The following is a 25,429-nucleotide window of genomic DNA, read 5'->3' as shown; positions in this document are numbered from 1 at the left end:
AGTCCCGTCCGCTCCGCCACTTCTTAAAGAAACCTCAGTCGAAATGCTGAGGTTTTTTGCTATGTGTGACCCGGAAAAGTGCTTCGCACTTTAGGGCGAGATACTGGCCTTCTTCAATTTCTGAAAGCGTCGCGCTAACCAACTGAAATTACCCCAAAATAAGCATGATAATTAAGCTTTCAAGCGTAGAATTATCTAAGCGGCGTGTTTGTTTTCTTTTTGCGCCTAGTCACTAAGAGCCTTTTTTCGGTGCTTATCTTCCTTGAGCTTTTCACATCCCCTGTCTGGAACTCAAAACACAAACCTGTCCACAATTAATGAGTGGTTAAATGCTAATAATTTGATTTATAGGGATACAACACCTACATCTAATGTATTAAAAAGCATACACAGAGTGATCATTGTTAACTTCTCTCACTTTTATCTATGCAATGAATAGAATACTTGCCAGTGGTTCTTATCACTGAGACTTTTTTTATATACCATCGCGGTATTATCAGCTTATCTAACAGGGATAAAGGGATCACCAGATGAATGATTTGTCAGCTTTACTTCAAATGACATTGCTATGTAGTGCAATTGCAGCTTTGGTTGCAGGGCCTGCGGTGATTGCCTTGTTGGTATTTAACAAGTACAAGCAAAAGAATCTCGCCGAAGAATCATAACCTTGTATGAATTCTGTCCACTTGTTTTAGCTTTCCCCAATCAACACTGGCTATTTAACTGATAACCATTAGAATAGCTTGCGTATAGGGGTGTAGCTCCAATTGGCAGAGCAGCGGATTCCAAATCCGCGTGTTGGGGGTTCGAATCCCTCCACCCCTGCCAAATTCAGAGCCTCAGCAGAGATGCTGGGGCTTTTTCATATATGGTATTTGGCTCTGCGAGCCAATTGTTGGGGGCTGGGGCGCCAGTCCGATCGAATCCCACCACCCTCGCCAAATTCGAAGCCTCAGCAGAAATGCTGGGGCTTTTTCGTATCTACTGTTCCCTCATTCAGTTCAATATTTGAATTGGCTAAAAGATCGCCTTAGCGAATAGGTTCTTTAAGGCGTATCATGTCAGCTTGGTTTTTCGATAGCATGGGTTTGAACGCCATGAATCAAGCGGCTTTACTCTTCTATATTGCGATTGGAGGTGCATTTGGTGCCTGTTCTCGCTACCTCATCTCCGAGCTATGCGCTGTGATGCTAGGGCGCGGTTTTCCTTATGGCACTTTGATGGTTAATGTCGTGGGCTCATTTATCATGGGGCTACTCGTTGCCGCCTTGGAGCAAGAAGTTTTTTCTCCAGGCCCTTGGCGCCATCTTATTGGACTTGGCTTCCTTGGGGCGCTCACTACCTTTTCCACGTTTTCTATGGATAACGTTTTGCTGCTTCAACAGGGTGAGTGGTTCAAAATGGGCCTGAATGTTGTGCTTAATGTCGTTGTCTGTATTTTTGCAGCTTGGGCAGGCTTTCAGTTGTTAATGCGCGGTTAATCACTTTGAGTGGTTGAGATAACGGAAAGCATTCCCTATACTCGTTCGCTGATACTTGTCGGAGTGCCATTTGGCTGAGACTGCGAAAGCAGGATCCGTTGAACCTGATCAGGCTAATACCTGCGAAGGGAACAAGAGAACAACAATAGTGGTGTTCAGGGATAGCCATATCCATAAGTTTCGCCACACCTCTTGCTCAGCAAATCCGGCAAGCATTTATTCCCAAAAATATATTGGAGTAATGCTATGTCGAACCGTAAACAAGCCAGAAACGAAGCAAAAGCCTTTATCGACAACCTGTCGGTACAACCCTTTCCTAACTCTCTTAAAGTTCATGTAGAAGGCTCCCGTCCAGATATCCGGGTGGGCATGCGTGAAATATCCCTAGCACCAAGCCTCATTGGTGGTACTAAAGAAAATCCTCAGTTTGAAGAAAATGAGCCAGTTCGTGTTTATGACACCTCTGGTGTGTATACCGATCCTGACTACGAAATTGACATCTATGCGGGTCTGCCAAAGCTGCGTGAACGCTGGATAGAAGAGCGCAGTGATACTGAACTTCTTGATGGAGTGACGTCAGACTTTGCCAAGACACGTTTGGATGATGACACACTGGATGAGCTTCGTTTTGGTAATCTACCGTCCGTGCGTCGAGCCAAAAATGGGCAGTGTGTTACCCAGCTACACTATGCACGTCAGGGTATCATCACGCCTGAAATGGAATACATCGCGATTCGTGAAAACATGGGTCGCCAGCAATATGCAGATGAGCAACTGAACCGTCAGCATCCAGGTCAGAACTTTGGTGCTAACCTTCCAAAAGAAATTACGCCGGAATTTGTTCGTAAAGAAGTTGCGGAAGGCCGCGCGATCATTCCTTCCAATATTAACCACCCTGAATCTGAGCCAATGATCATTGGCCGCAATTTTCTGGTGAAGGTGAACGCAAATATCGGTAACTCATCAGTCACCTCATCGATTGAAGAGGAAACCGAGAAGTTGGTGTGGTCGACTCGCTGGGGCGCGGATACGGTCATGGATTTGTCGACCGGTCGAAACATCCATGAAACTCGCGAGTGGATCCTGAGAAACAGCCCCGTACCAATCGGTACTGTTCCTATGTACCAAGCACTAGAGAAAGTAAACGGTATCGCTGAAAACCTAACGTGGGAAGTGATGCGCGACACTCTTATTGAGCAGGCAGAGCAGGGTGTTGATTACTTCACTATCCACGCTGGTGTGCTGCTGCGCTACGTACCAATGACAGCTAAACGTGTTACCGGCATTGTCTCCCGTGGCGGCTCCATTATCGCCAAGTGGTGTCTGGCACATCATCAGGAAAGCTTCCTCTACACCCACTTCCGCGAGATTTGTGAAATCTGTGCGAAGTATGACGTGGCATTGTCGTTGGGTGATGGTCTGCGTCCGGGATCTATTGCCGATGCTAACGACGAAGCTCAGTTCTCAGAACTTCGCACTCTTGGTGAGTTGACCAAGGTGGCTTGGGAGTACGACGTTCAGGTGATGATTGAAGGCCCGGGCCACGTGCCAATGCACATGATCAAAGAAAACATGGAAGAGCAGTTAGAGCATTGCCACGAAGCGCCTTTCTACACGCTTGGACCTTTGACGACAGACGTTGCTCCAGGCTATGACCACATCACTTCCGGTATTGGTGCGGCGATGATTGGCTGGTTTGGCTGTGCCATGCTTTGCTACGTGACACCAAAAGAACATTTAGGGCTTCCGAATAAAGATGACGTGAAAGTCGGCCTGATTACCTACAAGCTTTGTGCTCACGCGGCTGATTTGGCGAAAGGACACCCTGGGGCTCAAGTACGTGACAATGCGTTGTCTAAAGCGCGCTTCGAATTCCGTTGGGAAGATCAGTTCAACCTGGCGCTCGACCCAGATACTGCGCGCGCTTATCACGATGAAACTCTCCCACAGGAGTCGGGCAAAGTGGCGCACTTCTGCTCTATGTGTGGCCCTAAATTCTGCTCAATGAAAATCAGTCATGAAGTTCGTGATTATGCCAAAGGCCTTGATCTAGGCGAAGGCATCGAAGTGAAAATGTTGGAAGATCCGCTTGAAGGCATGAAGCAAAAATCGGCGGAATTTCTTGCTAAAGGCAGCGAACTCTACCACCAGAAAGCGTAGGAGGTGCTATGAACACCTCTCCCGTGTTTCCAAGGATGGACGGGGGCATAGGCCCTCTCTATCCGGTGGTTGATGATATTGCCCTGTTGAAGCGTTTGCTGGCTTTTGGTGTGCGTACAGTGCAGCTTAGGGTTAAAGACGCCAATCATCCTAATCTTGATGCCATGATCAAAGAGGCTGTCGCTTGTGGGCGCATCTGTCAGGCTCAGGTATTTATCAACGATCACTGGGAAAAGGCTCTCGATGCAGGCGCATATGGGGTTCATCTGGGTCAGGACGATTTGAAATTGGCGGATCTGGATGCGATAGCCACTGCTGGCATTTGCCTTGGTGTGTCTACCCGAACATCTGATGAGCTGGAATTAGCCTTATCTCTTAACCCGAGCTATTTGGCTATAGGCCATATTTTCCCAACACCAACCAAACAGATGCCTACTCCACCCCAGGGCGTAGCGCAGTTGTCGAAGCATTTAGCGACAGTAGCAGGGAAAGTACCGACAGTGGCTATTGGTGGTATTGATCTCGCTAAAGCCCGAGAAGTTTGGCAAAGCGGCGTGAATGCGATTGCCGTTGTGCGGGCAGTCACCCAGTCCTGTGACTTGGCGGCAACGCTTCAATCGTTCGCTGAGGTGCTTACAGAGGAGGCGAGAAATGAGCGTATCGTCGTCGAACAAAGCTAGTCTGTCAGACTGTGAGTTTGACCGTTACAGTCGCCAAATCATGTTGGATAACTGGGGCGAAGAGGCGCAACTGAAACTTTCCCAAGCCAAAGTACTGATAGTGGGGTGTGGTGGTCTTGGAACTGCGGCTTCGCAGTATTTGGCTGGGGCAGGAGTCGGACAGTTAGTGCTGGCTGATGGTGATGTGCTGGAGCGTTCAAACTTGCCGAGGCAAATTGCTTATCGTGAAAAGGACTTGAGCAAAGGTAAGGCGAAAGCGCTGGGTGAACAACTAAATGCGTTGAATAGCCTCATCCAATGTCGTCCCGTCACTCGTCAGCTAGATGGAATGGCGCTGGAGCTTGAAGTTTCCCTTGCCGATATCGTGCTTGATTGCAGTGACAACATGGCAACCAGGCAGGCGGTGAATGCCGCCTGTGTGAAACTGGGCAAGCCATTGATTGCCGGTGCTGGTATTGGTTGGCAAGGTCAGCTGATGACTTTCGATTTCAGAGCTTCTTCCTCACCTTGTTATCACTGCCTATTTCCCTCCCATCAGGATGCGCAATCGCGAAACTGTCAGAGTGCAGGTGTTGTAGGGCCAGTAGTGGGCATTATTGGCAACTTTCAGGCTTTAGAAGCGCTGAAGTTGCTGATGGGCGAATCTGTACCTGCAAACTTTTATCAGCTTGACGGACAGTCACTATCGCTCAAAAAGATGCTGGTTGCTCGAGATCCTGAATGTGCCATTTGTCAGCCTCGCGCACTTCTAAATAAGGAGATCTCACATGCAGATCTGGCTTAATGATGAAGCCTACTCGCCAAAAACTGCCAGCGATTTGCTGGCATTGGTGGGTGAATTATCTCTGCCTGAACAGTCGGTAGCGATAGCTCTGAACGGTGAAATTATCCCCCGTAGCCAGTGGCAATCTACACCACTGACTGAGGGTGTTCAGGTCGCTATGTTTCAGGCCATTGCCGGAGGTTAACCATGTTGAAAATTGCAGATAAAACATTTTCCTCTCGCCTGTTTACCGGAACAGGAAAGTTCTCAAGTACCCAGGTGATGGCAGAGAGTATCGCCGAAAGTGGCTCCGAGTTAGTTACCATGGCGCTAAAACGTGTCGATATCCAAAAGCGTGATGATGACATTCTGGCGCCGCTGATTGCGTCGGGCGTGAATCTGTTACCTAACACGTCGGGTGCAAAAATAGCGAAGGAAGCCATTTTTGCGGCAAGACTTGCCCGTGAGGCGCTGGGAACGAACTGGCTGAAGCTCGAAATTCATCCTGATCCCAAATATCTGATGCCTGACCCGATTGAAACCTTGAAAGCGGCTGAAGCACTGGTCAAAGAGGGGTTTGTGGTGCTGCCATATTGCCATGCCGATCCTGTGCTTTGTAAGCATCTGGAAGAAGCTGGTTGTGCGGCCGTAATGCCGCTCGGTGCGCCTATTGGCAGCAATAAGGGGCTGGCATCAAGAGATTTTCTCGACATCATTATCGACCAGGCCAAAGTGCCAGTGGTGGTAGATGCTGGAATAGGCGCCCCTTCCCATGCTGCTGAAGCGATGGAAAAAGGTGCAGATGCGGTGCTGGTGAATACAGCCATTGCTGCGGCAGCCGACCCTGTTGCGATGGCTAAGGCATTCAAGTTAGCTGTAGAAGCAGGACGCATGGCGTATGAGGCTGGCTTAGCAGGTCAGGTAAAACAAGCCGTCGCTTCCAGTCCACTCACCGCTTTTCTTGATGAGCTGGCGTGACGGGAGGAGATATGGCTTTTTCTGATCATTGGCAGACGCTTAATTGGGATGATATCCGTCTCTCGATTTACAGCAAAACGGAAGCGGATGTTCAGCGGGCATTGGCTAAGCCAAAGCGGACCTTGGAAGACTTCAAGGCGCTGATCTCGCCCGCTGCGGAGCCCTTCCTTGAAGCGATGGCGCAGCAAGCTGCAGCGCTGACCCGGCGTCGATTCGGCTATACGGTCAATTTCTACGTGCCGCTTTATCTGTCGAACCTTTGCGCCAACGCTTGTACCTACTGCGGCTTTTCAATGGAAAACCGTATCAAGCGACGTACCCTGTCATTGGATGACATTGAGCGTGAGTGCGAAGCGATTAAAGCAATGAACTTCGATAGCATTCTTTTGGTAACTGGTGAGCATCAAACCAAAGTGGGGATGGACTACTTTCGAACCTCAGTGCCTGCCATTAAGCAGCATTTCAGCTATCTCGCCATGGAGGTACAACCCATGGAAACGAAAGACTATGCTGAGCTTAAAGGTCTGGGTCTGGATGCAGTGATGGTCTATCAGGAAACCTATAATCGCTCGACTTATGCCGAACATCATCTGCGTGGTAACAAGACGGATTTTGCTTTCCGTCTTGATACCCCTGACAGACTTGCCCAAGCAGGGATCGACAAGATTGGCATTGGGGCTCTGATTGGACTGGATGAGTGGCGAACGGATTGCTTCTTTGTCGCCAGTCACCTTGAGTATATGGAGCGCACCTACTGGCGAAGCCGTTACTCGATTTCCTTTCCAAGGCTACGTCCTTGTGAGGGGGCGGTACAGCCAAAGTCGGTGATGACGGACCGACAGCTGGTTCAGCTTATCTGTGCCTATAGGTTACTTAACTCAGAAGTGGAGCTTTCTCTATCGACCCGAGAGTCGCCTGAATTTCGTGATAAAGTGCTGCCACTTGGGATCACTTCGATGTCAGCAGCCTCGAAAACTCAGCCTGGCGGTTACGCCGATGATGAGCCTGAACTGGAGCAGTTTTCGGTTTCGGACGAACGTAGCGCGAGTGCTGTAGCTAATGCAGTAAAAGCAGCGGGCTTTGAAGTGGTTTGGAAGGATTGGGAGCAGGGATACTCTGGATGAGACGATAGTGTCCTTAATAGTCTTGACTCAAATATAAGATGGTTTGTAAAAATCTTGACTTTTATGTGGCTAAGGGGTTTCACCGCGCTAGACTGGTAAAGATTTTCAGTTGGTTATCAAGGAAGATAATAATGAAAAAAGTAGTTCTATCTATGTCCTTTGCCTTTATTGTCGCTTCGTGCACATCGACAATTGAGTCAAGCCCTTACAAGCCTTCAGCGAGCGAGTTTGATATTAAGTCCGCGAAACGCTCCTTGTCCAAGTACGATGCAGTAACTGTGGATGATGATGGATTTATTGTCGTGAGCCATCAAATTCAGAGTGGCTACAAGTGGGATAAAATTGGTATGCGACAATATGGTTACGAAACTGCATGTGAGTGGCTGGAGTGGTATATTGATCGCGGCTTTATAGTGAATGTTTGGGCAAAAGGTCGAGGCGGAAGCTATGAATTTTATAACGCTGATAGATGTGCTGAAGGCCCTCCTACAAACTTGTAAAGAAAGGGCTCGAAAGAGCCCTTTTAAACTTTACTAATTTGAAATTGGAGCAGTTGCCTGCTTAAGCCACGCCAAGTCTTCCCCTTCCATTGATGGGCTAACATCCTGCCACACTTTCTGGTGGTAATCGTTCCACCAGGCAATCTCGCTGTCAGTCAGCAGTGATACATCCACCAAGCGGCGATCGATTGGTGCGCGGGTTAATGACTTAAAACCAAGTACAGTCATGTCGCCCTGGGTTGGCACTTCTACCACCAACTCCAGGTTTTCGATGCGGATACCAAAGGCATCAGCGCGGTAATAGCCTGGCTCATTTGACAACACCATACCTGGCAACAGCGCAACGGTATTCGGCGCTTTGGCAATGCGTTGAGGGCCTTCATGGACGCTTAGGAAGTGACCTACTCCGTGGCCTGTGCCATGGTCGTAGTCGAAGCCGTTAGCCCACAGGTGCTGACGCGCCAGCGCATCCAGTTGGCTACCAGCGGTACCCTTCGGAAAACGTGCAGTTGCCAGAGAGATATGGCCTTTCAGTACCAGAGTGAAGGCTTGCTTCACTTCGTCGGAACACTCACCAATCGCAACAGTGCGGGTGATATCGGTCGTACCATCCGGATATTGACCGCCTGAGTCCACCAGATAGACATTGTTGAGCTCAAGCTCGCCCGGCTCAGGCTGATTCAGGTGGTTGTAATGGCACATAGCTGCATTGCCACCTGCTGCTGAGATAGTATCGAAGCTCAAATCTGCCAGTGTTTCATCGAGTTCACGGAAGCTGTATAGCTTGTCAGAAAGCTCAGCTTCGTTTGGCAGATTGCCCGCGGCGACTTCTTTATCCAGCCAGGCAAGAAAACGGCTGACTGCCACGCCATCGCGGACATGGCTTGCTTTCATACCATCAACTTCGATCGCGTTTTTGGCTGCTTTTGGCAGCATGCATGGGTCTGCAGCGTGAACGATAATGGCACCGTTTTGATTCAGTACCTGACTTGCCCAGGCATTGCTGGTTTGCGGGTCGACCAACACAGACTGGCCGGATAGTGCCGCCAGAGCCGACTCCAGTGCTTCTGGAGCTTGAACCGATACGCCTTCGCCCACATGCGCTGAGAAACCTTCAGGCAGACGTGTAGGGTCGATAAACAGAGTGACTTCGCCTTTGGCATTGACGATAGCGCTGGCCAGCACCACGGGCAGACGTGATACGTCGCCACCACGGATATTCAGAAGCCAACAGATGCTGTCGAGTTGACTTAAAAGCGCTGCATCAGCGCCGGATTTAGCAATCGCAGTACCGATTTCACGGCGTTTATCTTCGCTGTTTTGACCCACAATGTTGGTGCCCATCAGCCTTGCATCGGTTAGCAGGGGAGCAGGACGATCATGCCATGCAGTATCGACCGGGTTGGTATCTACACACACCAAATCCAGTTTACCCTCGACCTGTTTCTCCGCAGAAGCCAGCCAGTTGGCGCTGTGAAGGCGCGGGTCAACGGCCACTTTGCTGCCTTTAGGCAAGTTGTCTTGCAGCCATTGCAGGGCAGGCTCTTCAATCAGATGATGGTATTCGAAAATGTCACCAGGCACTTGCTTGCGTACCTGTACCGTGTAGCGGCCATCAACAAACATCGCGGCGTTGTCTCGCGCGATAACAGCCGCGCCCGCTGAGCCAGTAAAACCGGTCGCCCAGAGGAGGCGTTCATTGTGCTCGGGGATGTATTCGCCGAGAAATTCGTCTTCATGAGGAATGATCAGAGCGTCCAGTGCCTGTTCTTCCAGCCAGCGTCTCAATGCATCGACGCGCTGCGCAATAATGGCGTGCATTCTTCGTCCTTATTTGGGTGATCGTGTAGGGGTCTTTGGTTGTCTAAGCTATCTGTTTTCATCTGCCGCTGCAATTTCTGTCATATGTCGACAACGTGAAATAATCAGCTGCCGTAACCAGCTATGACCAGGATCGGATTGCTGACTTTGATGCCAGAACAGGGTATATGCCATGGGCGGTAAAGGTGTTGGTAATGACAACACGTGTAAATTGAGTTGCTTAGCGACGGCTGCTGCAAAATGCGCCGGCGCAGTAAACACCAGGTCGGTATGGGTGCAAAGGCTCGCCGCGCTGTTGAAATCCGGTACATACATTGCGATGTCGCGCTCAATGCCCCGCTCTGCAAGTTTATAGTCAAGCAGCCAGCGATCGCTACCATCACACCTGACCTGAACGTGTCGCTGTTTCAGGTAGGTATCCAAATCCCATTTTGCTTCATTTAGCACGGGGTGATCTTTTCTCACTATCACCCGTTGTTCATCCTGATAGAGCTCCTCATATATGATGCCTTTCGGCGGCATCATCGTCAGCATGGCGTCAGCAGGGTTAAGGTCTTTTCCCGTAATGCCAAAATCTACCTCACCACGTGCCATGGCGTCGAAAGTTTGCCCGCTCCATGCCTGAGTATCCAGCGTGATTGAGGGAGCTGCGTCGAGGATTTCACCTAAAAATCGGGGAAGAAGCAGGGGATAGGCACTTTCGACCAGTGAGAAGTGAAAACGGCGATCGCTGGTTGCCGGGTTGAATTCATCAGAGACTGTCAGCCCTTCAATGTGCCCTAGCAAGCTTTTCAGTCCCGGTTTTAATGACAAGGCTTTCGGCGTTGGGTAAAGGCCACGGGAAGTGCGGTTAAACAAGGGATCATCAAACTGTTCGCGAAGCTTGGCGAGGTTCTTACTGACTGCGGATTGACTGAGATGAAGACGCTGCGCAGCCCGGGTGACGTTGCTTTCTTCCAGTAACACATGAAGACAGATAAGCAGGCCGAGATCGTAACGAAGCAGTTGGTTGAGGTTCATTCAGTATTATTCCTGATGGGAATGTCTGACCTGAATATAAACCATTTTTGTTCATATCAAAATCCCACTACACTCCGCCTCAAATCATCAGGAGTTCTTTATGTCTACCCCTTCTTCCAAGCCTGATAGCCGACTTGTGGCCCTCATGGTCCTGCTGGTGCTGTTCAGCCCACTGGCAATCGATATTTACTTGCCTGCGATGCCACTGATGGCGGCAGAGTTTGATGTGGCCTCTACCCGAATTCAGGACACTATTTCCTGGTTTATGGTAAGTCTGGGTCTTGGCCAGCTTCTGGCAGGACCTTTGGCAGACCGCTATGGTCGCCGGCCAGTCGCGATAGCTGGTATCGTGATTTACAGCTTGAGCTCGGGCTTTGCCTGGGTTGCAAGCTCGCTGGATGCGCTGCTTTTTGCCCGTCTGATGCAAGGTGCAGGCGCTTGTGCAACTTCTGTGTGTGCATTCGCTGCCGTGCGTGACAGTTTTGGCGGTAAACGAAGCGGGCAGATGATCAGCTACCTTAACGGCGCTATCTGTTTCATTCCTGCGCTGGCACCGCTTTTGGGGGCATGGCTAACTGCTCAGTTTGGCTGGCGTTCAAACTTCAGCTTTATGATGGCGTATGCGCTGGTGGCCTTAGTACTGGTATTGACCCTGTTCCGTGAAACCCGTCCGACAGACACGGACAGCAGCGGTAAACTGCTGAGCCCTTCGCGTTACTGGCAAGTTTTGAAAGAGCCAGTGTTTGTGTATCACGCGGTGCTTTGTATGCTGGCGATGTCGGTTATTTTGGCTTACGTCACCTCAGCACCAGTTCGCCTGATTAATGGTCTTGGTCTTACCATGGAGCAATTCACCCTATGGTTTGGTATCAATGCGGTGCTGAACATCACGGCATCCATGACGGCGCCAAAAGTCATGGATAAATTTGGCAGCCGTAAAACCCTGAATGCGGGCATGCTGCTATTGGTGTTTGCAGGTGGCCTGATGGCAGTACTCAGCACCACACAAGCGGCTTGGGCATTTATGGTGCCTGTATTCCTGTCATCATTTGGCTTTGCCTGGATTCTGGGCTCAGCGGCGGGTAAAGCGCTGGAGCCGTTTGGTCAGCGCGCGGGCACGGCAGCCGCTTTGTTGGGCCTTTTCCAGATGAGTGGCGCAGGTGTGCTGGTCAGCCTGACACAACGTGCAGGTCTTTCTGAGCCACACCTTCTGGTCTTTCACATGTTGCTGCTGGCACCAGGCCTTTTGCTGCTGTGGTCGTCGAAAGGTAAACGCTGGCATACCGCAGAAGCGTAAAACTTAGCGAATTCACTAATAAGACGCGAAAAGCGCGACGGTCTCGACAACCGTTATTCCACCATTTACCCGTTAATTGCTCATTAGCGGGTATTTTTTTGTTGCTTATTTGGCTTGGGAAGTATATTTAGTGTGCGAATTTCTCAGATCTTCCCGATTTCGGGGTGCCAGCCAAATCAAAGGCTGTTCGCACACTCCTTCGTAAATACATACACAGGCAGTTAAATATTATGTCGATGTCGACAATTGAATTAGCTCGTCATCTGGAGATGCTAGAAGAATCTCCGGAAAAAATGATGTTCGGTAAATTGCTCACTGAATTGAGCGGCATGAGTGAAGAGCGCGTAAAAAGCGCCGCGCGTCAGGTGCCAATCAGTGGTCTTCGCGAGCTGGTACACCAGTTCAATAAAGTGATTGATGAGCGCAAAGGTGAGCGTGTGCTGGAATTGGCGCAAGAGCTGGCAAACGACGGTATTTCTGTCGATGAGCTGCGCGACTACCTCGCGCAGCGCAGCGCCTGATTATTTCGCTTTCCCTTTTCGCTGCTGAATCAGCAAACCGACAACAATCATCACCAGACCAATAAGGGTCGTTGGATGAATTTGTTCTCCAATAATTTGCGACAGCAAGATCAGCGAAATAAAAGGTGAAATAAAGATCAGGTTACTGATCTTGGCGGTGTTGGTGGCAAGCTTCATGGCATTAAGCCAAAGCACAAAAGTAATGCCCATCTCGAACAGACCGACATAGGTCACCGCCGCCCAGCCTTGCCATGGAATGCCACTCCAGTCGCTGGTGTACAGGCTAAGTCCAATCGAAAACGGCAAAGAAAGTAAGAAACCAAGCAGCAGCCCAATTACTGGATCGGCTTGGTTTTTTGCGTTCAAAATCCAGTAACCCGCCCACAAAACCGTGGAAAGCAGCGCTAATCCGACACCTAGTGGGCTGTCGAATTGCAGGCCAAAGATATCCCCTTTGGTGGCAATGACCACCACACCGGCATAACCCAGTGCCGCCGCAATCCAGTCCTGTTTACGAATTTTCTGGCCTAAGAATACCGCTGCCATCAGCGTCAGGGTGATCGCCCAGCTGTAGTTTAATGGCTGCGCGAGAGAAGCGGGCAACAAATCATAAGCTTTGAACAGCACCAGATAATAAATCAGCGGATTGATAAGCCCGAGCAGCAGGTAATACAGCGGTCGTTTGGCAAAGGTAGATGTTAACAGATGCAATTTGCCCTGAAAGCCTGCCACCGCAGCCAGAGAAATTGCCGACACCACACTGGCGGCAGCCAGCATCTGAATCGGAGTCATATAGCTCAGGGTAAATTTAAAAGCCGTCGCGACGGTCGACCAAAGGAGCACCGCAGCCAATCCGTAGCTAATCGCAAGGCGGTCGTTCATAGGAGAATCACTTATAAAAAATGAGGGAGAGAATGCGGCAGTCTAGAGCAAGATCTGCTCAATAGAAAAGCTGGACATTTATCCAGTGTCTGATTAGCCTTCAATACAGTTAGCGTATTGGAAATAAAAGGGTATCGGCATGCAGCTTGAAGCGCTGTTTTCAGACAGTCTGGTATGGATGGCAGCAGGGGCTGGCGCAGGTCTCACAGCTTTATTGGCGGCGCTTTACCATCGTATGGCAAAACAAAATCTGCAGGACTTGCATGAGCAATTGCGGGAAGCTGATGAAAAACACAGCCAGTCTGAGATTGGTCGGCTGAAGAGCGAAAACCAGACCTTGCAGGATGAGCTTGATGGCATGGATCTGGAACGTGATCGCTTAAGCTCTGAGCTTCGCACTCAATATGGCAAGCTCGCGGCAGCGGCAGAAAAGCTGCGCCAGATGGAAACCCTGCGCGTCGAAAAAGCTCAATTGGCCGATACTGTTGAGAGCCTTCGTGATACCAAGGCCGCACTGGAGCTGACCCTTCGCGAGCAGCAAACCCGCACTGAAGAGCAACTCGAAGCCGCAGAAGAGAAAATCAAACTGCTGGAAGGCGCGGAAGAGCGTCTTCGTGTTCAGTTCGAGGCGCTCGCCAACAAAGTCTTCGACCACAAAACCCGCACTGTGGATGAACAAAATCGCCAAAGTCTCGAATCTCTCTTGAGTCCTTTAAAAAACGAGCTGGAAGGTTTCCGTAAGCAGGTCAGTGACAGCTTTGGCGAACAGGCCAAAGAGCGCCACACCCTGGTGCATGAAATCAAAAACCTCCAGCAGCTTAATGAAGCCATGACCCGAGAAGCAGTGAACCTGACTCAGGCACTCAAAGGCGACAACAAGCAGCAAGGTAACTGGGGGGAAGTGGTTCTTGCCCGTGTGCTGGAAGAATCCGGCCTTCGTGAAGGGTATGAATACGAGACTCAGGTCAGCCTTGAGAACGAACAGGGTAAACGCTACCAGCCGGACGTCATCGTACGCTTGCCGCAAGGAAAGGATGTGGTGATTGATGCCAAGATGGCCTTGGTGGCGTATGAACGTTACTACCATGCGGAATCGCTGGTGGATAAAGACAGCGCACTGCGAGAACACATTGCCGCCATTCGTGGTCATATCCGTGGTCTTGGCCGCAAGGATTACCATCAGCTCCATGGCATCCAAAGCCTCGATTATGTGCTGATGTTTATCCCTGTCGAGCCCGCGTTCCAGATTGCCATCGAAGCTGAGCCTTCCCTTATCCGAGAAGCGCTGGACCACAACATCATGTTGGTGAGCCCAACCACTTTGCTTGTGGCTCTCCGCACCATCAATAATCTGTGGCGCTTTGAGCATCAGAACCAGAATGCCCGTGTTATTGCAGAAAAAGCTGGCAAGCTTTACGACAAAATTCGTCTGTTTGTATCGGACATGGAAGCCATGGGCTCGGCACTCGATAAAGCGTCAGACAGCTATCAAAACGCGGTGAACAAGCTTTCCAGTGGGCGCGGCAATATTCTGCGTCAGGCGGAGAGCTTTAAAACGCTGGGTGTGGAAGTGAAGCGCGATATCAGCCCGGCTATGCTGAAAAGAGATGCGACAGAAGAGAATGATGATGTTGTGACCTTACCCGTCTCAAAGGATTAAACGGACAGTCACTTGGCGCACTAAGCGTTTCTTGTGGTTGTTTGAGTATGTAAAGTACACTAAGCGCAAAATATCGGGCGTTTTCTTCTTTTCCGGCCCGGTGTTACTCAGGGGTTAATAATGACAGATATGACACAGGGCGTGACGCAAGACGCGGAACAGAATACCACCCACTTTGGCTTCAAGACCGTCGCTAAAGATGAGAAAGCCGGTATGGTTGCCAACGTCTTCCACAATGTGGCGGCAAAGTACGACATCATGAACGATGTGATGTCCATGGGTATTCACCGTATCTGGAAACGCTTTACCATTGATTGCAGCGGTGTGCGCCCGGGCCATCGTGTCCTCGACCTGGCTGGCGGTACTGGCGATCTGACGGCTAAATTCTCCCGCATCGTGGGTGAGAAAGGTCAGGTGGTGTTGGCAGACATCAACAACTCCATGTTGAATGTCGGTCGCGACAAACTGCGCGATCTGGGTATCGTCGGCAACGTGAATTACGTGCAGGCGAACGCAGAAGAGCTGCCATTCCCTGATAACCACTTTGATTGCATCACCATTGGTTTTGGTCTTCGTAACGTCACTGACAAAGACAAAGCACTGCGCTCAATGTACCGCGTACTGAAGCCGGGTGGCCGTCTGCTGGTGCTGGAATTCTCCAAGCCAATCGTTGAGCCGCTGTCAAAAGTCTATGATGCTTACTCTTTCCACCTACTGCCGAAAATGGGCGAAATTATCGCGAATGACGGCGAAAGCTACCGTTATTTGGCTGAATCTATCCGCATGCACCCCGATCAGGACACCCTGAAGGGCATGATGGAAGAGGCAGGTTTCGAGCAAACCAAATACTTCAACCTGACCGGTGGTATTGTTGCCCTGCACCGCGGCTACAAATTCTAAGGGGTCGGGAATGCCATTAGACCCATTAGTCACCGCCGTTGTTGAGACCAGCTTAAACACCCTGCTCAAGCAGGATGTGGAGAGTCAACGTCGCTTAGCGAGGCTCAAAGGCAAAGTCTTGCGTGTGCGCCTGACAGGCATCAACAAGCAGTTGGTGTTTGTGTTCAGTCAGCAAATCGATGTACTGGCGGATTTTGAAGGTGACGCAGATTGCGACTTGGCGTTGGCCATTTCCGTTGCCCCGCAGCTGAAAGACAAAGCCAACCTGACCAAACTCATCAAAGAAGACAAATTGCATCTGGACGGTGATATCGATGTCGCCCAGCAGTTTTCCAATCTTCTGAATGGCCTTAACCCGGATATCGCAGAGTGGCTCTCGCATTACACCGGAGATGTGGTCGCACACACCCTGGTTCGAGGTGCCCAGCAAGGGTTGGCATTTCTCAAGCAGATGACCGAGCGTAACCAACGTTATGTCGGTGAACTGGTGGTCGAAGAATGGCGACTGGCGCCGGGGGCGCTGGAAGTGGCTTACTTTGCCGATCAGGTCGACGATGTACAAAGTCAAGCCTCCCGCCTGTCCGCTCGATTTGAAGCGTTCGAAAAGAAATTGGCTGAGGTGGAGAGCGCATGACACCCAGCGAAATCCGCCGCCTCTACAAAATTACCCAAGTCCAGCTCAGTTATGGGCTGGATGAGCTGTTGCCGGACCAGCCGATAACCCGTGGCCCGCAATTGATGCGTAAAATGCTGTTCTGGATGAAGAATCAGCATCAGGACAAGCAACTCGGTGAGCGCCTGCGTTTGGCACTTCAAGAGCTGGGTCCAGTGTGGATCAAGTTCGGCCAGATGATGTCTACCCGCCGTGACCTTTTTCCACCTGCGATTGCCGACCAGCTTGCTCTGCTGCAAGACCAGGTTGAACCGTTTGACGGCAAGCTTGCCAAAGCACAAATGGAAAAAGCCCTTGGGGGGCCGCTGGAAAACTGGTTTGACGATTTCAGCGAAACCCCGCTGGCGTCCGCCTCGATTGCGCAGGTCCACACTGCGACATTGAAGGAAAACGGCCGCGAAGTCGTGCTCAAGGTAATCCGTCCTGACATCCTTCCTGTCATTCAGGCCGACATCAAACTCATGTACCGCATGGCGCGGATGGTGGCGCGTTTCCTACCAGAAGCAAGACGCTTAAAACCGGTGGAAGTGGTCCGTGAGTATGAAAAGACCTTGCTCGACGAGCTGGACTTGATGCGTGAAGCCGCCAATGCGATTCAGCTTCGCCGCAACTTTGAAAACGATCATATCCTCTATGTACCGGAAGTGTTCAGCGATTACTGCCGCTCGAGCCTGATGGTGTCTGAGCGCATCTATGGCATTCAGGTGTCTGATATCGAAGGGCTGAAAGCCAACGGCACCGATCTCAAGCTTCTGGCTGAGCGCGGCGTGCAGGTCTTCTTCACCCAGGTGTTCCGCGACAGTTTCTTCCACGCAGACATGCACCCGGGCAACGTGTTCGTTTCCTACGAGCACCCGGAAGACCCACAGTGGATTGGTCTGGATTGCGGTATTGTTGGCACGCTGAACCGTGAAGATAAGCGTTATCTGGCGGAAAACTTCCTCGCCTTCTTCAACCGTGACTACCGCAAAGTGGCCGAACTGCACGTCGATTCAGGCTGGGTGCCGCACGATACCAATGTCGATGAGTTCGAATTTGCTATCCGTACCGTGTGTGAGCCAATTTTCGAAAAGCCATTGTGCGATATTTCATTTGGGCATGTGCTGCTGAACCTGTTTAACACTGCGCGCCGCTTCAACATGGAAGTGCAGCCTCAGTTGGTTCTGCTGCAAAAAACACTCCTTTATGTGGAAGGGTTGGGGCGCCAGCTTTATCCGCAACTGGATTTGTGGGATACCGCCAAGCCGTTCCTTGAAGATTGGATGTCACGTCAGGTCGGCCCTCAGGCTGTGATCAATGCCATCAAAGAAAGAGCGCCGTTCTGGGCGGAGAAACTGCCCGAGCTGCCAGAGCTGGTTTACGACAGCCTCAAGCAAGGCCGTCAGGTTAACCAACGAATGGATGCCATGTACCGCGAATTTATGCTGGCGCGTAAGCAGCAAAACCGAGCCCGTTTCCTGATGGGCGTTGGCGCTACGCTGCTGGTGACTTCTGCCATACTGTATAGCAATCAGGTAGAACTTTTACCTCAGTTGACCGGTGGCACCGCGCTGTTTAGCTGGTTATTTGCATGGCGCGCATTTAATAAGTGAAATTAAAGAAATAAGTTGTAACATTGAGGGGATAAACTCCGGTTACTTTTTTATTCACCACATAACGCAGAGGTAACACTAGCATGGGTGGTATTAGTATTTGGCAACTGCTGATCGTAGCAGTCATCGTTATTCTTCTGTTCGGAACCAAAAAGCTGCGTAACATCGGTGGCGACTTGGGTTCGGCGGTAAAAGGCTTCAAGAAAGCCATGTCTGATGAAGACAAAAAAGATGCTGATTTCGGCCAGGAAAAACTGGAAGAGAAAGGCAGCAACACAGCTCAAAAAAGCGAAGCGAAAGACAAAGAGCAGGCATAATCCGTGTTTGATATCGGTTTTTGGGAGCTGATCCTGATCGCTGTTGTCGGTCTGGTAGTGCTCGGCCCCGAACGTTTACCTGTGGCCATCCGCAATGTGTCCCGATGGGTGGGTGCAGCGCGTAGAATGGCAGGCTCCGTGAGAGATGAGCTCGAACAAGAGCTGAAAATCCAGGAGCTTCAGGAGAACCTGAAAAAAGCCGAGCAGATGGGTATGCAAAACCTGTCACCAGATCTGCAACAGTCTGTAGATGAGCTAAAAAAAGCAGCGGAAGATGTTCAGCGCCCTTACGCCCCGAAAAGCGAAAGTGAGCCTGCTGCAGACGCTGCCAATGCTTCCAGCCCAACCAAGGATAAAACCGAGTAAGGTTTTATCCGGGCTTCAGTTTTTGTCGAGAAACTATGTCATCTGTTGAAGATACCCAACCGCTCATCAGCCATCTTACCGAGCTGAGAGATCGTCTGCTGCGTGCATTGCTGGCTGTGCTGGTGGTGTTCTTGGCACTGGTTTACTTTGCCAACGACATTTACACCTTCATTTCCGAGCCACTGGTTTCCCAGTTGCCGGAAGGAACCAGCATGATTGCGACGGATGTGGCCTCGCCCTTCTTCACGCCCATCAAGCTGACCTTAGTGGTGTCGGTGTTTGTTGCAGTGCCGATGATCCTCTATCAGGTTTGGGCATTTATTGCCCCGGGTCTGTACAAACATGAAAAGCGGCTGATATTCCCGCTGTTAGCCTCCAGCTCACTGTTGTTCTATTGCGGTGTGGCGTTTGCCTACTTCGTGGTTTTCCCGCTGGTATTTGGCTTTTTTACCTCGATTGCGCCGGTAGATGTGCAGATAGCCACAGACATTGCCAGCTATCTGGATTTTATTCTGGCACTGTTTATGGCCTTCGGTCTGGCGTTTGAGATCCCGGTAGCGATTTTGCTGCTGACCTGGACGGGTGCAGTTGAGCCTGATGATCTGCGTAAGAAGCGCCCATACATCGTCGTCGCGGCGTTTGTGGTCGGTATGTTGCTGACACCACCAGACATCATTTCACAGACACTTCTGGCGATCCCTATGTGTCTGCTGTTTGAAGTCGGCCTGTTCTTCTCCCGCTTCTACAAACCGCGCGGCGAAGAAAACGAAGAGAATGAAGAGCAAAGCCAGGGTTAATCTGAGCGTGTGCTGAACCAGAAAGCCAGTGATACACTGGCTTTTTTCTTATTCAGATCAAATGAAAAGGATTGAGCGTGATTGATATTGGGGTGAACCTCACCAGCAGTCAGTTCGACAAAGACAGAGAAGACGTCCTGTCGCGTGCCAAAGAAGCCGGTATCAGTGCTATGGTGCTGACAGGGACGGATCTGGAATCCAGTCCAGAGGCTGCCGCTATGGCCGCATCACTGCCGGGTTTTGCGTTTTCCACCGCCGGCGTTCATCCCCACGATGCCAAAACCGTGGACGATTTGACGCTGCCATCTATCCGCGCTTTAGCCCATCAGCCTCAAGTGGTAGCCATTGGTGAGTGCGGGCTCGACTTTAACCGCGACTTTTCACCAAGACCGCAGCAGGAGGCAGTGTTTGAAGCGCATCTTAAACTCGCCGTTGAGCTCAACATGCCCGTGTTCCTTCATTGCCGTGACGCCCATGAACGCTTTATGGCCATTCTGACGCCTTATCTTGATAAGTTGCCGGGTGCCGTGTTGCACTGCTTTACGGGCTCTGAGGAGGAGCTGAAAGCATGCTTGGAAGCTGGACTTTATATCGGCATTACTGGCTGGGTGTGCGATGAAAGGCGCGGTGAAGCCTTGCGTGCCATTGTGCCACTCATCCCTGATGACAAGCTGATGATTGAAACCGATGCACCGTATCTTTTGCCGCGGGATCTCAAGCCAAAACCCAAATCCCGTCGCAATGAACCCTGCTATTTGCCTCATATTGCATCAGAAATTGCTGCATTACGTCAGCAGGACACTGAGCAGTTGATCACACAAACCACCCTCAACACCCGTCGATTCTTTGGACTGTAACCGCTATGATGCTGTCAAAGCTCAAGCACTTGGATTAAGGAGGATACCGTGACCGTATCCATTCAGGGCGCGTTTCCGGCCCGTCGTATGCGCCGTCTGCGCAAACATGATTTCAGCCGCCGCCTAATGGCGGAAAACCAGCTTTCCGCCAGCGATCTGATTTACCCGATGTTCATTCTGATGGGGAAAAACCGTCGTGAAGCGATAGAGTCAATGCCGGGCATTGAGCGTTTGTCCATCGATCTTATGCTGTACGAAGCAGAATATCTGGCAAAACTGGGCGTGCCTGCGATTGCCTTGTTCCCTGTAGTGCCGAAAGAATTTAAATCAGCCACTGCTGACGAGGCGCATAACCCGGAAGGTTTGGTGCAGCGCGCCGTGCGTTTGCTGAAAGAGCACGTACCACAAATGGGCGTGATCACTGATGTCGCACTCGACCCATACACTTTGTCGGGTCAGGACGGTCTGACCGACGAAGATGGTTATGTGCTCAATGACGAAACCACCCAGGTGCTTATCCAGCAGGCCTTGTCCCATGCGGAAGCGGGCGCAGATATCGTGGCACCGTCAGATATGATGGACGGCCGCATCGGTGCTATCCGTGAAGCGCTGGAAGAGGCGGGCTACATTCATACCCAAATCATGGCGTACTCGGCGAAGTATGCGTCGGCATACTATGGCCCGTTCCGTGATGCGGTCGGCTCAGCTGCTAACCTCAAAGGCGGCGACAAGAAAACCTATCAGATGGATCCTGCCAACAGCGACGAAGCCATCCATGAAGTGGCGATGGACGTGAATGAAGGCGCGGACATGGTGATGGTCAAACCTGGCATGCCATACCTTGATGTGGTTCGCCGCGTGAAGACGGAGCTAAAGGTGCCGACGTTTGCGTACCAGGTTTCCGGTGAGTACGCGATGCACAAAGCGGCGTCCATGAATGGTTGGCTTGATGAGCGTAAAACCGTGATGGAATCCTTGATGTGTTTCAAGCGCGCTGGTGCAGACGGCATCCTGACGTACTTTGCCAAAGACGTAGCGCGTTGGCTGGCCGAAGAGCAGCAGATGGAAATCCCTGATCTGCCGAATCAGGAAGAGGCTGAATAAGCTGACCTACGATGAAAAAATGCCAGCGATTTGCTGGCATTTTTGTCTCTGGACGCCGGAGTATTTTAATTAAGGCGCGACATTTCGCTTAATGGGGTTTTGCAGGGAAATCAGAGTTTCTGTCGACTGCACCTCATCAATCGCCTGAAGCTTATCGATCAGCACGTATTGTAGCTCTTCAATCGAGCGGCACATCAGTTTGACGAAGATGTTATAGGCGCCCGTGGTGTAATAGGCTTCCACCACTTCATCAAGCTGTTGAAGCTTTTCCAGCGCCGAGTGGTAGTCCCGTGCGGCATAGAGGTTGATGCCGATAAAGCAGCACACATCGTAGCCGAGCGCTTTGGTGTTCACCAAAACTTCGGTGCCGGTGATGATGCCCGCCGATTTCATCTTTTCAACCCGCACGTGCACTGTGGCCGGGCTGACAGAAAAACGTTTCCCCATTTCCGCATAAGGCACTTTGGCATCCGCCATCAGGGTTCGTAGAATTTGGCGATCTAAATCATCTAATTTTGCAATTTCATTCATAGCGATTCACTAAACTCCATGTTACCCGCAGTTTCCGTGCATGAAACTTGACCAATTGATAGCCTTCCCAATACCGTGTGGTACAACTGATACAGAATTAAGACAGCTCAACTTCATTCTATGCGCCAAATATTTAAGTGGCTTTTTGTTACTGTTCTCTTTCTTCAAAGCGGCGCAGCACTAGCAGCCTATCAGGTTCTCGCCATTCATTCCTACCATCCGGACTTTTTCTGGACGGAATCCATTGTACGCGGAATCGAAAAAGGTGTTGAAGGGCAGGACATTGTTGTTGAGCATACCTATCTCGATACCAAGCGAATCCAATCCCCTGACTATCATGAAGAATTGAAGCGTCTCTATCTTACCCGCCTTGAAGAGCATCAATACGATGCCGTGCTGACCACAGATAATGCCGCGCTCTGGCTGGTCAACGAACTTGCTGAAGAAATTGGCAATGTGCCCGTGGTGTTTTCCGGTTTGAACAGTGCCAGTCTAGAGCCGTATCAGAACATTAATATGCTCGGTGGCGTTGAAGAATTGATTAACGTGCCGGCCAACGTTTCGTTGATCAAAAACCTTCACCCTGACACTGAACGTGTTTGGCTAGCACTGGATGATGCTTATTCCAGCCGCCAGTACTGGCAGGCTATCTCACGTCAGTTGGATAGCGCTCAGGATATGGGAGTGGAGATTCGCCGCATGCACAAAGTGAGCTTTGAGCAGCTGGTTGAGCAGAGCGCCGCGCTGGAAGAGGGCGATGTGATTCTGTTTGTCTCCTTCTTCAAAGATGCCAATGGCGACTTTATGGAGCATGGCGATTTGCTCACCAAAGTCACGCAAGCGACCACGGTGCCGGTTTACGGCGCGAACAGTTTTATGCTGCCTTACGGCATTGTTGGCGGCATCATGGTGGATGGCGAACACCATGGAAAGGTACAGGCAGGCTTGCTGATTGAAGCGCTAAACAGTGGTGAAATGCCAAAGATTATTTCTGACGCCAATCAGCTTATCTTTGAATACGATGTCGCCAAAAAGCGTCATATCGACATAAGACAGTTTCCTCAAGCCACCATCAACAACCAGCCGCCTTCTTTTTGGCAAGCCAACCGAGATGCAGTGCTAAGTAGCCTCGCCATCATGTTTATTGCCATGGTGATCATTGGCATTCTCACCAAGCATATGAACCGCCAGAAACAGGGTGAGCGGGCGCTGGCGCAAAGCCGGGCACTGTTCAAAGGTGTGTTTGATCAAAGTCACCAATACATTGCGTTGTTGGATTATCAGGGACGCGTTATTTCCGCCAATGGTGCATTCCAGCGTTTGTTTCCCGAGTTTGGCAATCGCGGCTTCTTGCCACTGTGGCGTTGGTCAGAATGGCTCAGTGCTGACAGGCTAAAACTTCACCTTGAATCCTTGATTGAAGGACAGGCGAGCCGCTTTGAAGTTTGTCTTTTGTCGGAGCAGCAAAACGAAGTGATTCTGGACGTGGCGCTCAAAGCCTTACCGGATCATAGCCATGCCGACGCGCAAATTCTGTTTGAAGCCCGCGATATCAGCCAGCGAAAACTGGCAGAGCAGAAGCTTCAACGTAGCGAGGTGGAATACCGCATGCTCTATGAACAGCAGCCTGTAATGCTGCTGACCATCGATCAGCAATCGCGAATCCAGTCCGTCAACCAGTGCACCACCGAATGGTTAGGCTTTTCAAAGCGCCATATGCTCGGACATAAAGTGACAGACTTTTATGCCGACGGCAGCTTACCGCCGAGAAGCCTTTTGAATGGGAAAGATCGGGAGCGCTTCGGGATCCGTCGCCGTGAGATCCGCTACCGCACCAGTGACGGCAAAGAGCGTTGGATTCGTGAAAGCATCCGCTCGACTCAGGTGCAATCCCAGCTTTTATTAGTAGGAGAGGACATCACGGAAAACCGCCGAATGGAGCAACAGCTTCGTTATCAGGCGCAACATGATTTCCTGACTGGTTTGCTGAACCGGAACTACTTTGAAGCCAGATTGGTTGATGTACTGGGCACTTTGACTGAAAACGGTGCCACGCACGCCATGTTCTACATCGATCTCGACCAGTTCCGCGTTATTAACGATACCGTGGGTCATGAAGCAGGTGATGAAGCGCTCAAACAAACGGCGCAAGTGCTCAGAGAGCTGCTTCCAATTGGTGCGACGTTGGCACGTCTTGGTGGTGATGAGTTCGCGGTGATTTGTTATGACTGCAATGAGCAGGATGCCTTGGATCAGGGAAGGAAAATTCTCGATACGCTGAGCGAGCTTGATTTCTACTGGAAGAATACCCGTCTTGCGTTGGGATGTTCTGTTGGCATCCGTATGCTGGATAAAACCGCGGGCACACCTCAGCAGGTGCATGCTCAGGCTGATACAGCCTGTTATGCCGCCAAGCATGATGGCCGCAGCCGGGTTCACCTTTATCGCCCGGACGATCAGGAACTGCGCCGTCATGAGCGGGAAATGTCCTTTGTCAGCAAAATTCATGCGGCACTGGCGGAAGACCGATTTGAAGTTTATGCCCAGCCGATTGTCAGCGTGACGTCCCGTCTGAAAGAAAAACTGTATTTCGAAGTCTTGGTGCGGATGCGCGACACCAAAGGGGAGAACGTGGCACCGGGGCAGTTCATCCCGGCTGCTGAGCGCTACAACATGGCGCATTTGATTGATAAGCGGGTGATTGAGAAAACCTTGGGGTGGTTTGAGCGTTACCCTGAATATGTCGATTCTGTCGGTATGGTGTCGATCAACCTTTCCGGCCGCTCCATGAGCGATGAAGGTTTTATCCAGTTCCTGATTGAAGCGCTCAAAACCAGCACCATTCCAAGTACATCGATCAGTCTGGAAATCACCGAAACGGCGGCGATCGGTAACCTCAGTGACGCGATAGAGCTATTTAAAAAGCTCAAGCAATTAGGCTGTACCATTGCGCTGGATGATTTCGGCTCTGGGCTTTCATCATTTGGTTATCTCAAGCGCCTACCTGTCGATATCATCAAGATTGATGGCCAGTTTGTGCGGGATATCGCCGAGGATGAAACCGACTATGTCATGGTGAGGGCGATTCACCAATTGGCGACTCAGATGGGCAAGAAAACCGTGGCAGAGTTTGTCGAAAATGATGCCATTCTGATGCGTCTACGTTCCCTCGGTGTGGATTATGCCCAAGGTTATTATTTCAGTGTGCCGAAGCCGATGGAGCAGCTTATCCTCGAAGCGGCGGCCGATGAAAAAGAAGCGGCGCTCTAGGGGCTGTTGACCTTTGGTGGTTAAATTTTGTTCTCGCTATAAGCGTTTTAGGCGCGGCGAGGTGTGTGCCGCCTAGTTATTCTAAGCAAACACACCTCAACAAAGCATAAAACGCTTAGAGCAGAACCCTTCGGG

25 protein-coding genes, 1 tRNA gene and 1 riboswitch are annotated in these 25,429 nt (G+C 50.8%); of the genes, 22 read left to right on the top strand and 4 right to left on the bottom strand.

Annotation, left to right across the window (positions count from 1 at the left end; all coding sequences use genetic code 11):
- Nucleotides 1-530: 530 nt before the first annotated feature.
- The 10 genes from D515_RS26385 to D515_RS21390 all read left to right on the top strand — a co-directional run bounded on the left by D515_RS26385 (nucleotide 531) and on the right by D515_RS21390 (nucleotide 7,686).
- On the top strand, nucleotides 531-665 hold the full coding sequence (locus D515_RS26385; RefSeq protein WP_002541604.1) for a hypothetical protein: 135 nt from the start codon (nucleotides 531-533) through the stop codon (nucleotides 663-665).
- 86 nt (nucleotides 666-751) lie between these two features.
- Nucleotides 752-828: transfer RNA gene (locus D515_RS21435), tRNA-Trp, on the top strand.
- 269 nt (nucleotides 829-1,097) lie between these two features.
- Complete coding sequence (gene crcB / locus D515_RS21425; protein ID WP_039850471.1) at nucleotides 1,098-1,481, top strand: fluoride efflux transporter CrcB; 384 nt, start codon at nucleotides 1,098-1,100, stop codon at nucleotides 1,479-1,481.
- Nucleotides 1,482-1,530: 49 nt separating this feature from the next.
- Nucleotides 1,531-1,629: riboswitch (TPP riboswitch) on the top strand.
- A 98-nt stretch (nucleotides 1,630-1,727) separates the two neighbouring features.
- On the top strand, nucleotides 1,728-3,641 hold the full coding sequence (thiC, locus tag D515_RS21420; protein WP_002541600.1) for a phosphomethylpyrimidine synthase ThiC: 1,914 nt from the start codon (nucleotides 1,728-1,730) through the stop codon (nucleotides 3,639-3,641).
- 8 nt (nucleotides 3,642-3,649) lie between these two features.
- The gene (gene thiE / locus D515_RS21415) at nucleotides 3,650-4,321 is read left to right on the top strand and encodes a thiamine phosphate synthase (RefSeq protein WP_002541599.1); all 672 of its coding nucleotides are present in this window, start codon (nucleotides 3,650-3,652) and stop codon (nucleotides 4,319-4,321) included.
- Nucleotides 4,293-5,105, top strand: a complete 813-nt coding sequence (locus D515_RS21410) for a HesA/MoeB/ThiF family protein (RefSeq protein ID WP_002541598.1) — start codon at nucleotides 4,293-4,295, stop codon at nucleotides 5,103-5,105. The genes thiE and D515_RS21410 overlap by 29 nt, the downstream gene beginning before the upstream one ends.
- Entirely contained in the window at nucleotides 5,089-5,289 is a 201-nt protein-coding gene (gene thiS / locus D515_RS21405; protein WP_002541596.1) for a sulfur carrier protein ThiS, read from the top strand. The genes D515_RS21410 and thiS overlap by 17 nt, the downstream gene beginning before the upstream one ends.
- A gap of 2 nt (nucleotides 5,290-5,291) precedes the next feature.
- On the top strand, nucleotides 5,292-6,062 hold the full coding sequence (locus D515_RS21400) for a thiazole synthase (protein ID WP_002541595.1): 771 nt from the start codon (nucleotides 5,292-5,294) through the stop codon (nucleotides 6,060-6,062).
- Between the two features lie 11 nt (nucleotides 6,063-6,073).
- Nucleotides 6,074-7,186 (top strand): 2-iminoacetate synthase ThiH, encoded by a 1,113-nt coding sequence (gene thiH, locus D515_RS21395; protein ID WP_002541594.1) that lies wholly within the window; start codon nucleotides 6,074-6,076, stop codon nucleotides 7,184-7,186.
- A gap of 131 nt (nucleotides 7,187-7,317) precedes the next feature.
- Nucleotides 7,318-7,686 carry a hypothetical protein gene (locus D515_RS21390; protein ID WP_239644008.1) on the top strand — a complete coding sequence of 123 codons (369 nt, stop codon included), beginning with the start codon at nucleotides 7,318-7,320 and terminating at the stop codon, nucleotides 7,684-7,686.
- A 33-nt stretch (nucleotides 7,687-7,719) separates the two neighbouring features.
- Here the strand turns inward: D515_RS21390 and D515_RS21385 are convergent, their stop codons facing one another.
- Together D515_RS21385 and D515_RS21380 are read right to left on the bottom strand one after the other, a co-directional pair.
- Nucleotides 7,720-9,507 carry an aminopeptidase P family protein gene (locus tag D515_RS21385; protein ID WP_002541593.1) on the bottom strand — a complete coding sequence of 596 codons (1,788 nt, stop codon included), beginning with the start codon at nucleotides 9,505-9,507 and terminating at the stop codon, nucleotides 7,720-7,722.
- 48 nt (nucleotides 9,508-9,555) lie between these two features.
- Nucleotides 9,556-10,527, bottom strand: a complete 972-nt coding sequence (locus D515_RS21380) for a LysR substrate-binding domain-containing protein (protein WP_002541592.1) — start codon at nucleotides 10,525-10,527, stop codon at nucleotides 9,556-9,558.
- Between the two features lie 100 nt (nucleotides 10,528-10,627).
- Between D515_RS21380 and D515_RS21375 the strand changes: the two genes are divergently transcribed.
- Together D515_RS21375 and tsrA are read left to right on the top strand one after the other, a co-directional pair.
- Nucleotides 10,628-11,824, top strand: coding sequence for a multidrug effflux MFS transporter (locus tag D515_RS21375; RefSeq protein WP_002541591.1), 1,197 nt, complete (start codon nucleotides 10,628-10,630; stop codon nucleotides 11,822-11,824).
- Nucleotides 11,825-12,054: 230 nt separating this feature from the next.
- Nucleotides 12,055-12,345 (top strand): H-NS-like global regulator TsrA, encoded by a 291-nt coding sequence (gene tsrA, locus D515_RS21370; protein ID WP_002541590.1) that lies wholly within the window; start codon nucleotides 12,055-12,057, stop codon nucleotides 12,343-12,345.
- On the opposite strand, the gene D515_RS21365 is transcribed toward tsrA, so the two are convergent.
- On the bottom strand, nucleotides 12,346-13,227 hold the full coding sequence (locus tag D515_RS21365) for a DMT family transporter (protein WP_002541589.1): 882 nt from the start codon (nucleotides 13,225-13,227) through the stop codon (nucleotides 12,346-12,348).
- Between the two features lie 139 nt (nucleotides 13,228-13,366).
- On the opposite strand from D515_RS21365, the gene rmuC reads away from it, so the two are divergent.
- From rmuC to hemB, 9 genes are all read left to right on the top strand, one after another.
- Nucleotides 13,367-14,887 carry a DNA recombination protein RmuC gene (rmuC, locus tag D515_RS21360; protein WP_002541588.1) on the top strand — a complete coding sequence of 507 codons (1,521 nt, stop codon included), beginning with the start codon at nucleotides 13,367-13,369 and terminating at the stop codon, nucleotides 14,885-14,887.
- Nucleotides 14,888-15,007: 120 nt separating this feature from the next.
- Entirely contained in the window at nucleotides 15,008-15,787 is a 780-nt protein-coding gene (gene ubiE / locus D515_RS21355; protein WP_039850464.1) for a bifunctional demethylmenaquinone methyltransferase/2-methoxy-6-polyprenyl-1,4-benzoquinol methylase UbiE, read from the top strand.
- A gap of 10 nt (nucleotides 15,788-15,797) precedes the next feature.
- Nucleotides 15,798-16,421: a ubiquinone biosynthesis accessory factor UbiJ gene (locus tag D515_RS21350; RefSeq protein WP_002541586.1), complete on the top strand. Its 624-nt coding sequence runs from the start codon at nucleotides 15,798-15,800 to the stop codon at nucleotides 16,419-16,421.
- Nucleotides 16,418-18,052 carry a ubiquinone biosynthesis regulatory protein kinase UbiB gene (ubiB, locus tag D515_RS21345; protein WP_002541585.1) on the top strand — a complete coding sequence of 545 codons (1,635 nt, stop codon included), beginning with the start codon at nucleotides 16,418-16,420 and terminating at the stop codon, nucleotides 18,050-18,052. The genes D515_RS21350 and ubiB overlap by 4 nt, the downstream gene beginning before the upstream one ends.
- Nucleotides 18,053-18,135: 83 nt before the next feature.
- The gene (gene tatA, locus D515_RS21340) at nucleotides 18,136-18,369 is read left to right on the top strand and encodes a Sec-independent protein translocase subunit TatA (RefSeq protein WP_002541584.1); all 234 of its coding nucleotides are present in this window, start codon (nucleotides 18,136-18,138) and stop codon (nucleotides 18,367-18,369) included.
- Nucleotides 18,370-18,372: 3 nt separating this feature from the next.
- Nucleotides 18,373-18,735 carry a Sec-independent protein translocase protein TatB gene (gene tatB, locus D515_RS21335; RefSeq protein ID WP_002541582.1) on the top strand — a complete coding sequence of 121 codons (363 nt, stop codon included), beginning with the start codon at nucleotides 18,373-18,375 and terminating at the stop codon, nucleotides 18,733-18,735.
- 35 nt (nucleotides 18,736-18,770) lie between these two features.
- Nucleotides 18,771-19,532, top strand: a complete 762-nt coding sequence (tatC, locus tag D515_RS21330; protein WP_002541581.1) for a Sec-independent protein translocase subunit TatC — start codon at nucleotides 18,771-18,773, stop codon at nucleotides 19,530-19,532.
- A 77-nt stretch (nucleotides 19,533-19,609) separates the two neighbouring features.
- Nucleotides 19,610-20,389 carry a 3'-5' ssDNA/RNA exonuclease TatD gene (gene tatD, locus D515_RS21325; RefSeq protein WP_002541580.1) on the top strand — a complete coding sequence of 260 codons (780 nt, stop codon included), beginning with the start codon at nucleotides 19,610-19,612 and terminating at the stop codon, nucleotides 20,387-20,389.
- A 48-nt stretch (nucleotides 20,390-20,437) separates the two neighbouring features.
- Complete coding sequence (gene hemB / locus D515_RS21320) at nucleotides 20,438-21,493, top strand: porphobilinogen synthase (RefSeq protein ID WP_002541579.1); 1,056 nt, start codon at nucleotides 20,438-20,440, stop codon at nucleotides 21,491-21,493.
- Between the two features lie 69 nt (nucleotides 21,494-21,562).
- Here the strand turns inward: hemB and asnC are convergent, their stop codons facing one another.
- Nucleotides 21,563-22,024 carry a transcriptional regulator AsnC gene (asnC, locus tag D515_RS21315; RefSeq protein ID WP_002541578.1) on the bottom strand — a complete coding sequence of 154 codons (462 nt, stop codon included), beginning with the start codon at nucleotides 22,022-22,024 and terminating at the stop codon, nucleotides 21,563-21,565.
- 120 nt (nucleotides 22,025-22,144) lie between these two features.
- Here asnC and D515_RS21310 point away from each other — a divergent pair, with 120 nt between their 5' ends.
- Nucleotides 22,145-25,294 (top strand): EAL domain-containing protein, encoded by a 3,150-nt coding sequence (locus tag D515_RS21310; protein ID WP_002541577.1) that lies wholly within the window; start codon nucleotides 22,145-22,147, stop codon nucleotides 25,292-25,294.
- The last annotated feature ends 135 nt before the right edge of the window (nucleotides 25,295-25,429 follow it).

The organism is Grimontia indica (assembly GCF_000333895.2).
Lineage (GTDB): Bacteria > Pseudomonadota > Gammaproteobacteria > Enterobacterales > Vibrionaceae > Enterovibrio > Enterovibrio indicus.
The sequence above is the reverse complement of the archived record's forward strand: the minus strand, read 5'-3'. Positions and strand labels throughout refer to the sequence as shown.

Excerpts from the sequence above, each read along its gene's own strand:
- rmuC (WP_002541588.1), top strand. The coding sequence starts at position 13,367 with ATGCAGCTTGAAGCGCTGTTTTCAGACAGTCTGGTATGGATGGCAGCA.
- D515_RS21365 (WP_002541589.1), bottom strand. The coding sequence starts at position 13,227 with ATGAACGACCGCCTTGCGATTAGCTACGGATTGGCTGCGGTGCTCCTT.
- thiE (WP_002541599.1), top strand. The coding sequence starts at position 3,650 with ATGAACACCTCTCCCGTGTTTCCAAGGATGGACGGGGGCATAGGCCCT.
- D515_RS21380 (WP_002541592.1), bottom strand. The coding sequence starts at position 10,527 with ATGAACCTCAACCAACTGCTTCGTTACGATCTCGGCCTGCTTATCTGT.
- D515_RS21375 (WP_002541591.1), top strand. The coding sequence starts at position 10,628 with ATGTCTACCCCTTCTTCCAAGCCTGATAGCCGACTTGTGGCCCTCATG.
- D515_RS21390 (WP_239644008.1), top strand. The coding sequence starts at position 7,318 with ATGAAAAAAGTAGTTCTATCTATGTCCTTTGCCTTTATTGTCGCTTCG.
- D515_RS21310 (WP_002541577.1), top strand. The coding sequence starts at position 22,145 with ATGCGCCAAATATTTAAGTGGCTTTTTGTTACTGTTCTCTTTCTTCAA.
- tsrA (WP_002541590.1), top strand. The coding sequence starts at position 12,055 with ATGTCGATGTCGACAATTGAATTAGCTCGTCATCTGGAGATGCTAGAA.
- crcB (WP_039850471.1), top strand. The coding sequence starts at position 1,098 with ATGAATCAAGCGGCTTTACTCTTCTATATTGCGATTGGAGGTGCATTT.
- D515_RS21400 (WP_002541595.1), top strand. The coding sequence starts at position 5,292 with ATGTTGAAAATTGCAGATAAAACATTTTCCTCTCGCCTGTTTACCGGA.
- D515_RS21410 (WP_002541598.1), top strand. The coding sequence starts at position 4,293 with ATGAGCGTATCGTCGTCGAACAAAGCTAGTCTGTCAGACTGTGAGTTT.
- D515_RS26385 (WP_002541604.1), top strand. The coding sequence starts at position 531 with ATGAATGATTTGTCAGCTTTACTTCAAATGACATTGCTATGTAGTGCA.
- D515_RS21350 (WP_002541586.1), top strand. The coding sequence starts at position 15,798 with ATGCCATTAGACCCATTAGTCACCGCCGTTGTTGAGACCAGCTTAAAC.
- tatC (WP_002541581.1), top strand. The coding sequence starts at position 18,771 with ATGTCATCTGTTGAAGATACCCAACCGCTCATCAGCCATCTTACCGAG.
- asnC (WP_002541578.1), bottom strand. The coding sequence starts at position 22,024 with ATGAATGAAATTGCAAAATTAGATGATTTAGATCGCCAAATTCTACGA.
- thiS (WP_002541596.1), top strand. The coding sequence starts at position 5,089 with ATGCAGATCTGGCTTAATGATGAAGCCTACTCGCCAAAAACTGCCAGC.
- D515_RS21385 (WP_002541593.1), bottom strand. The coding sequence starts at position 9,507 with ATGCACGCCATTATTGCGCAGCGCGTCGATGCATTGAGACGCTGGCTG.
- tatA (WP_002541584.1), top strand. The coding sequence starts at position 18,136 with ATGGGTGGTATTAGTATTTGGCAACTGCTGATCGTAGCAGTCATCGTT.
- ubiE (WP_039850464.1), top strand. The coding sequence starts at position 15,008 with ATGACAGATATGACACAGGGCGTGACGCAAGACGCGGAACAGAATACC.
- thiC (WP_002541600.1), top strand. The coding sequence starts at position 1,728 with ATGTCGAACCGTAAACAAGCCAGAAACGAAGCAAAAGCCTTTATCGAC.
- thiH (WP_002541594.1), top strand. The coding sequence starts at position 6,074 with ATGGCTTTTTCTGATCATTGGCAGACGCTTAATTGGGATGATATCCGT.
- ubiB (WP_002541585.1), top strand. The coding sequence starts at position 16,418 with ATGACACCCAGCGAAATCCGCCGCCTCTACAAAATTACCCAAGTCCAG.